Annotated in this window: 8 protein-coding genes and 1 pseudogene; 5 read left to right on the top strand and 4 right to left on the bottom strand. The window is 69.8% G+C overall.

Annotation, left to right across the window (positions count from 1 at the left end):
* Nucleotides 1-105 precede the first annotated feature (105 nt).
* Nucleotides 106-237 carry a hypothetical protein gene (locus tag ACTHL9_RS03875; protein ID WP_440517455.1) on the top strand — a complete coding sequence of 44 codons (132 nt, stop codon included), beginning with the start codon at nucleotides 106-108 and terminating at the stop codon, nucleotides 235-237.
* 109 nt (nucleotides 238-346) lie between these two features.
* On the opposite strand, the gene ACTHL9_RS03870 is transcribed toward ACTHL9_RS03875, so the two are convergent.
* The 3 genes from ACTHL9_RS03870 to ACTHL9_RS03860 are packed head-to-tail and all read right to left on the bottom strand — an operon-like array spanning nucleotide 347 to nucleotide 3,233.
* The gene (locus ACTHL9_RS03870) at nucleotides 347-1,720 is read right to left on the bottom strand and encodes an NAD(P)(+) transhydrogenase (Re/Si-specific) subunit beta (protein WP_440517454.1); all 1,374 of its coding nucleotides are present in this window, start codon (nucleotides 1,718-1,720) and stop codon (nucleotides 347-349) included.
* Complete coding sequence (locus ACTHL9_RS03865) at nucleotides 1,717-2,022, bottom strand: NAD(P) transhydrogenase subunit alpha (RefSeq protein ID WP_440517453.1); 306 nt, start codon at nucleotides 2,020-2,022, stop codon at nucleotides 1,717-1,719. The genes ACTHL9_RS03870 and ACTHL9_RS03865 overlap by 4 nt, the downstream gene beginning before the upstream one ends.
* A complete protein-coding gene (locus ACTHL9_RS03860) occupies nucleotides 2,022-3,233 on the bottom strand; it encodes a Re/Si-specific NAD(P)(+) transhydrogenase subunit alpha (RefSeq protein WP_440517452.1) in 1,212 nt (403 codons plus the stop codon). Before ACTHL9_RS03860 ends, ACTHL9_RS03865 begins: the two co-directional genes overlap by 1 nt.
* A gap of 107 nt (nucleotides 3,234-3,340) precedes the next feature.
* Between ACTHL9_RS03860 and ACTHL9_RS03855 the strand changes: the two genes are divergently transcribed.
* From ACTHL9_RS03855 to ACTHL9_RS03845, 3 genes are all read left to right on the top strand, one after another.
* Complete coding sequence (locus ACTHL9_RS03855; RefSeq protein ID WP_440517451.1) at nucleotides 3,341-3,961, top strand: glyoxalase; 621 nt, start codon at nucleotides 3,341-3,343, stop codon at nucleotides 3,959-3,961.
* A gap of 56 nt (nucleotides 3,962-4,017) precedes the next feature.
* Nucleotides 4,018-5,220, top strand: coding sequence for an NAD(P)-binding domain-containing protein (locus ACTHL9_RS03850; RefSeq protein WP_440517450.1), 1,203 nt, complete (start codon nucleotides 4,018-4,020; stop codon nucleotides 5,218-5,220).
* Between the two features lie 138 nt (nucleotides 5,221-5,358).
* Nucleotides 5,359-5,535, top strand: a complete 177-nt coding sequence (locus ACTHL9_RS03845; protein WP_440517449.1) for a hypothetical protein — start codon at nucleotides 5,359-5,361, stop codon at nucleotides 5,533-5,535.
* Nucleotides 5,536-5,544: 9 nt separating this feature from the next.
* Here ACTHL9_RS03845 and ACTHL9_RS03840 read toward each other — a convergent pair whose 3' ends face one another.
* Nucleotides 5,545-6,345: a sigma-70 family RNA polymerase sigma factor gene (locus ACTHL9_RS03840; RefSeq protein WP_440517447.1), complete on the bottom strand. Its 801-nt coding sequence runs from the start codon at nucleotides 6,343-6,345 to the stop codon at nucleotides 5,545-5,547.
* 238 nt (nucleotides 6,346-6,583) lie between these two features.
* Here ACTHL9_RS03840 and ACTHL9_RS03835 point away from each other — a divergent pair.
* A pseudogene (locus ACTHL9_RS03835) lies at nucleotides 6,584-7,032 on the top strand (hypothetical protein); the annotation flags it as partial.

Below are 7,032 nucleotides of genomic sequence, written 5' to 3'. Positions count from 1 at the left end.
GCCTCGGTTTAGGGCCCCCGCCCGCTGCGCTCCTGTCCGGTTGCCACTTCCCAACCGGTCAGGAGCGCGGCGTCACACCAGTGGGCCCCATGGTCCGACCCCGTCGTGTCGGATTCCGACCAGCTTTCGGCGCTCGATCTGTTTCCCGACGGCGTGTCGGACAAGGACGCGCCGACGGCCGCGGCGAAAGGCGGTCGGAATCCGCCAGCCGTCGCCCGTCATACCCTGCAAAAGTGACGGCACAACGGGAAGGTCCCCCTGGAGCCCTCCCTGCTGCGCTATCTGCACCCGAAACGGCCGAAACGGGGGCAGTATCTGTACCCGAAACGGGGGTGGAGTGGGGTGGTTAGAGGGCCTTCACCGCTGTCAGGACCTTGGTGAGGGATTCCTTCGCGTCGCCGAACAGGAGGGTGGTCTGCGGTTCGTACAGGAGGTCGTTCTCGATGCCCGCGAACCCCGGCCGCATGGACCGCTTGAGGAAGACGACCTGCCGGGCCTCGCCGGCCTCAAGGATCGGCATCCCGAAGATGGGCGAGCCGGGCGTGGTCTTCGCTGCGGGGTTGACCACGTCGTTCGCGCCGACGACCAGAGCGACGTCGGCCTGCTTGAACTCGCCGTTGACCTCGCCCATCTCCTTGAGCGACTCGTACGGGACATTTGCTTCCGCCAGCAGCACATTCATGTGACCCGGCATCCTGCCGGCTACCGGGTGGATCGCGAACTCGACGTCAGTTCCACGCGCCTCGAGGGCCTGCGCGAGCTCCGCCGCCGTGTGCTGACCCTGGGCCACCGCGAGCCCGTAGCCCGGCACGATGATGACCCGCTGCGCGTACCCGAGAAGGATCGCGACGTCCTCGGCGCTCGAAGACCTCACGGGCCGCTCGCTCGCCACGGTCGAACCGGCCGTCGAACCGCCGCGGAACGCACCGAACATGATCCCCGAGACGCTGCGCCCCATGGCCGAGGCCATGAGCCGGGTGAGGATCGTCCCGGACGCTCCCACCAGCGTGCCGGCCACGACGAGCAGCACGTTCCCGAGCACGAGCCCGGAAGCCGCGACGGCCAGGCCGGTGAACGCGTTGAGCAGCGAGATCACGATCGGCACATCCGCGCCGCCCACCGGCAGCACGAGCAGCACCCCCGCGACGAGGCCCACCACGAGAAGCGTGACCGCGAGCCCGAGGGAGCCCGTCGCGATGACAAATCCCGCGGTCCCGACCGCCCCGAGCAGCACGACGCCCATGAGCACGGGCAGGCCGGCGAACACGACGGGCCGGGTGGTCATGAGCTCCTGCAGCTTCCCGAACGTCACCGCGGATCCCGCGAAGGACACAGCCCCGACGAGCAGCGTGAACGCGATCGCGAGGCGCAGCCACCCGTCGTCGGCATGCGGCAGCTCGAGCAGCGCCACGAGCGCCGCCGCGCCGCCGCCCACCCCATTGAACATCGCGACGAGCTGCGGCATCTGCGTCATCTTGACCCGTCGCGCCACGGGCGCGGCCACCGCCGAGCCCACCACCATCGCGGCGAGGATCCAGGGGGTGTTCTCCAGCCGGCTCGAGAGGAACACCGTCACGAGCGCGACGAGCGCCCCAAACGCCCCCACGAGGTTCCCGCGCCGGGCGTGTTTCGGGGAGCTCAGCCCCTTGAGGGCGAGGATGAAGCAGACGGCTGCGACGAGGTACAGCAACGCGGTCCAGGTCGGATCGAGCAGGGTCACTTGGCCTCCCCGTCCTGCGCGGCGGCGCGGCGGCCGCGGAACATCTCGAGCATCCGGTCCGTCACCACGAACCCGCCCACCAGATTGGCGGTCGCGAGGACGACGGCAAGCAGCGCCACCACGAGCACCCCGACGTCGGTGGCCTGCCCCGCGACGGTGATCGCACCGACGAGGATGATGCCGTGAATGGCATTCGCCCCCGACATGAGCGGGGTATGCAGGATGCTCGAGACCTTGGAGACCACCTCGAAGCCCACGAACACGGCCAGCACCGTGATCGTCAGCAGTTCTATTCCGCCCATCAGCCCGCCCCTCCCTCGATCTCCCCGGCAGCTTCGGCCTCGGCCCCGGGCGTCGCCGTGGCGAGCGCCGCAAGAGCCTGCGCTGTGGGCTCGTGGCGCACATCGCCGTCGTACGTGAGGCACGCGCCGGCGAGGACCTCGTCGGCGAAGTCGGGCACCGCCTCGCCGTCCGAGGTCATGAGGGCGATGAAGTTGGCGACGTTCTTGGCGTACAGCCGCGAGGCGTCGGCGGCCATCGCCGAGGCGGCGTCCTTGAGGCCGACGACGGTCACCGCGCCTTTGCCGTCCGACGTCGCCACGGCGACATCCTCGCCAGGGACGGACCCCTCCACGTTGCCGCCCGATTCCGCGGCCATGTCCACGACCACCGAGCCGGGGCGCATGCCCGCCACCATGTCGCGGCTCACGAGGAGTGGCGCGCGCCGACCGGGGACTGCCGCCGTCGTGATGAGGACATCCGCCTCGGCCACGTGCGGCGCGAGCAGCCGCCGCTGGTGTGCCCCGCGGTCGGCGGTGAGCTCGCGCGCGTAGCCGCCGGCTCCCGCCGTGGCCTCGGGCGAGTCGAGGTCGAGCTTGATGAAGGTGCCGCCCATGGACGCAACCTCGTCCGCTGAGGCGGGGCGAATGTCGTTGGCAGAGACCCGGGCGCCGAGGCGTTTCGCGGTGCCGATCGCCTGCAGACCGGCCACGCCTGCCCCGAGCACGAGGACACGCGCGGGCGGAATCGTGCCGGCCGCCGTCATGTACAGCGGGAAGAAGCGGGGGAAGCGGATGGCCGCCTCGATGACACAGCGGTAGCCCGTCACGAGCGCCTGTGACGTGAGCGCGTCCATGGACTGCGCTCGCGAGATGCGCGGCACGAGCTCGAGCGCGAACGCGGCGACCCGCGCGTCGGCGAGCGCGCGCACCGTGGGAAGCTCGGTGGACGGCGATGCGAGGCCCACCGTGATGGCGCCCGGCTTGAGGTGGGAGGCGCGGAGGGGATCCAGCGGGCGGACGTGCGCGAGGAGGTCGACGGCGGCGACGTCGAGCTCGCGGACGATCCGCGCTCCCGCTGCTTCGTAGTCGGAGTCCGCGAATCCGGCGGCCGCACCGGCCCCGGCCTCGATGACCGCGCCGAGCCCGAGTGCCACGAGCTGCCGCACGGATTCCGGCGTCGCGGCGACGCGCTTCTCCCCCTCGATGCGCTCCCTTGCGATGCCGACGTCCACGGGGCCTCCCTCGACGCTGAGTCCTAGGGGCAGTGTATTGCCCGCGCGGCGAAAACTGGGCAGGAATCGAGAAGCATCCCGGGGAGGCGCAGACCTACCGTGAAGTCATGGCACTCATCGAATCAGTAACCCTCGAAGCGGCGGATCCAACGGCCGCCCAGCAGTTCTACACGGCAGCGTTCGGGGCGGATGTCCCCGTGCGCGTGCGCGCCTCGGAGGCCCCGACGGACGGGTTCCGCGGCTTCACCCTCTCGCTGATCGTCTCCCAGCCGGCCAATGCGGATCTCCTCCTCGGCGCTGCGCTCCAGGCCGGTGCCACGGCGATCAAGCCGGCCGCGAAGTCCTTCTGGGGGTACGGCGGCGTGGTCCAGGCCCCGGACGGCACCATCTGGAAGGTCGCGACGTCGTCGAAGAAGGACACGGCCCCGGCCAGCAAGGAGATCGACCAGGTCGCCCTGCTCCTCGGAGTCGCGGACGTGGCGGCCAGCAAGCGGTTCTATGTGGAGCACGGTCTCACGGTGGCAAAGAGCTTCGGGCGCATGTATGTCGAGTTCGCGGAGGCCGGCCCCATCAAGCTCGCCCTCTATGGGCGGCGCGCCCTGGCCAAGGACGCCGGTGTCCCGGCGGACGGGATCGGCTCGCATCGCCTCGCGATCTCCGGTGCCGGGCCCTTCACCGATCCCGACGGCTTCCTCTGGGAGGCCTCGAAGATGGCGGCCGCCTCCTGAGCAATCAGGCGACCTGAGCCCTTTCCCGCCCGGCACCGCCGACTTACCATCCACCCATGCCGGTGGTGGTGATCGGTGCCGGGCAGGCCGGGCTCGCGGTGAGCCGGGAGCTCTCGGCTCGCGGCGTCGACCACATTGTCCTCGAGCGGGACGACGTGGCCCATGCGTGGCGTTCGCGCTGGGACAGCTTCACCCTCGTCACACCGAATTGGTCGCTGGACCTGCCGGGGAGCCCGTACACCGGTCCCGATCCGGAGGGCCACGTGGGCCGGGACGAGATCGTCGCCTACCTCGAGGGCTACGCGAGCCAGCACCATGTGCCGGTTCGGCGGGGCGTCGAGGTGCGGCGCCTCCGGCCCGCCGGCGGCGCCTTCCATCTGGAGACCTCGGAGGGCGACCTGTCCGCTGACGCCGTGATCGTCTGCACCGGGTCCTTTCAGCGCCAGTTCCTCCCGCCGTCGCTCGCGTCGGTGCCGAGGGACCTCATTCTTGCGTCCGGCGAGTACCGGCATCCGGGCCAGCTCCCGCCCGGGGTGATCGTCGTCGTCGGCAGCGGACAGACGGGCTGCCAGCTCGCCGAGGAAGCCCGGCTTGCCGGGCGCGACGTAGTGCTCGCGTGCGGCCGGGCGCCGTGGATTCCTCGCCGCCTGGACGGGATCGACACGGTGACCTGGCTGGCGCGGAGCTCGTTCTTCGACCTGCCCCTCTCCGCCCTCCCGGCGCCGGGCGCGCGATTCCTCGCGAACCCGCAAGCCACGGGCGCGGGCGGCGGCCACGACCTGCACTTCCGCACGCTTGCGGCTCTCGGCGTGCAACTCACGGGGCGCGTGCTGGGCGCGGACGAATCCGTGGTCGCGTTCGCGGACGACCTCGAGGAGTCCGTAGCGTTCGGGGACGCGCGGTGGGCCGACCTGCGCGCCCTCCTCGCCGCCGACCTCCCGCGCGCGGGCTTTCCCGTACCCGAACTGCCAGTCCCCGCGCCGTTCCGCAGCGACGCCGTGCGGCAGGTGGATCTCAAAGAGGTCGGTGCCGTGGTCCTCGCCTGCGGTTTCCGGCCCGACTATTCCTGGATCGAGGCTCCCGTGTGCGATGCGCTAGGCTTCCCGATCACGGACGACGGCGAAAGCACCGTGGTGCCCGGCCTCTACTTCTGCGGGGTGCACTTCATGCGGACCCGGCGATCCGCCCTGCTGTTCGGCGTGGGCCGCGACGCGACGCTGGTCGCAGAGCGCGCAGCCCACCCAAGTATCGAGCGCTGAGAGGCCCTGAAAGTCGAGTACTCAGTACGCGTGATCTTCCGTCTGTGCCCGCGCGAGAGTAGTTCATGGACGCGTACGCGTCCAGAGTCCGGCGGAGGGGCAGTGTCCAGAGGAGGGCACTGTCGGAAGGAGCGAGCGATGGACCACGAAGGGGTTTCACCGATCGATCTCGAGCGGTTCGAACAGCTGGCCGAGCGCCTGGAACAGGCCGCTGAGGCCATCGCCTCCAGCGAGGAGAAGCTGACCCGAACGCTTGCAGCGATACGAGACAGGGACAGGGCCGCCGCCTTTGACGCATGGCGGCGCAATCAGTAGCTGCAGCGCCTACGAAGCGGCCGGCGAGGCGAGCTGACTCGCCTTCGTGATCCCGTGGATCGCCTCCGCGAGCGTCTCGAGATAGGCGGCTCGCCGCGGTGCCATGGCCCGGGATTCGACGGCGGGGGCCACCCCGTCCCCGTAATGCAGGCTCAGGCCCTCGCGGAGGAGGCGGATCGCCTCGCTGCGCTGCTGGGACACGGCCGACGACGTGATCCCCAGATCCTCGGCGACCTCCTTCACCGAGCGCCCTTCGAGATAGATCGCGGCGACGACGTGACGGAGCCGTTCCGGAAGCGACTGCACGGCGGTGCGGAGGTACCGGGTGCGCTCTCCGGCGAGCGTCGCCTCTTCGGGGGCGACGGCGTCCGCCACCAGGGTGTCCGCAGCCGCCTCGTCGAGGGGGCTCACCGTACGGGCCGCGTCAGCCGCTGCCTCTGCCACGGCTTCGCGGCTCACCCCGAGCGCGGTAGCGATTTCGTCGTGGGTGGGCTTGCGGCCGAGCGCGCCGGTGAGGCTTTCCGTCACTGCACTCACCGCCTTCATGCGCTTGCGCGCGCCCCGGCCGGCCCAGTCGAGGGACCGCATCTCATCGATGAGGGCCCCGGTGATGCGGCGGCGCGCGAAGGCACCAAAGGGAACACCCGTCGTGGGATCGAATGCCTCGGCCGCCAGAACGAGTCCGACCGCGCCGGCGGACGCCATGTCTTCGCGGGAGAGGTGGGTCGCGCGGGAGCAGACGTCAGCGACGAGATAGCCCACGAGGGGGAGGTTCTCCACCACGAGGCGGTTGCGTTCTTCGATGTTCACATGCACTCCCGGACCCAGCTTCCATGGAGCCCAAGCGTGAGACCCGCTCCCCCGCGCGTCAGTACATCCCGTTGGACATGTCCATTCTGTCAGCAGGGTTCTGGGTTGTACATGTCCATTTGTTGCGGCGTGTCGCAGATGTGACAAGGGCAGTCACGGGAAGGCGATTGTGGTCTGTCCACGGTTATGAAAGACTTCTCTCGCATCGTGAAAAATTGCCTCAAGGCTGGAGGAATGAATGAAGATCACGAGAATCGAAAGCCTTCGGCGCGGCGAGATCGTGGCCGTGCGGGTGTACACGGACGAAGGCCTCGTCGGCCTCGGGCAGACTGCTCCCTACGGGGCGAAGGTCACGGCCCGCGTCCTCCACGACTTTGTGGCGCCGCACTTCATCGGCGTCGACCCATGGGACCTTGAGGCCGCCGTGGACAGTTTTCTGCGCGAGCAGTACAAGTTTCCGAGCTCGTTCGTGCTCCGCGCCCTCGGCGGCATCGACACCGCCGTCTGGGATCTGCTCGCGAAGACCGTTGGGCTGCCGGTCTACAGGATCATCGGCGGCGCTGCGAGGGAGAGCGTTCCCGTCTACGCCTCGAGCATGGTCCGGAACATCTCCCCGGAGGCCGAGGCCGACCGCATCGCGGAACTGGCCTCGACCTTCGGATACCGGGCAGCGAAGATCAGGGTCGG

Source organism: Sinomonas sp. (assembly GCF_051955515.1).
Taxonomy (GTDB): domain Bacteria; phylum Actinomycetota; class Actinomycetes; order Actinomycetales; family Micrococcaceae; genus Sinomonas.
This window is presented reverse-complemented; position numbering and strand designations above follow the sequence as displayed.

Excerpts from the sequence above, each read along its gene's own strand:
- ACTHL9_RS03865 (WP_440517453.1), bottom strand. The coding sequence starts at position 2,022 with ATGGGCGGAATAGAACTGCTGACGATCACGGTGCTGGCCGTGTTCGTG.
- ACTHL9_RS03855 (WP_440517451.1), top strand. The coding sequence starts at position 3,341 with ATGGCACTCATCGAATCAGTAACCCTCGAAGCGGCGGATCCAACGGCC.
- ACTHL9_RS03850 (WP_440517450.1), top strand. The coding sequence starts at position 4,018 with ATGCCGGTGGTGGTGATCGGTGCCGGGCAGGCCGGGCTCGCGGTGAGC.
- ACTHL9_RS03845 (WP_440517449.1), top strand. The coding sequence starts at position 5,359 with ATGGACCACGAAGGGGTTTCACCGATCGATCTCGAGCGGTTCGAACAG.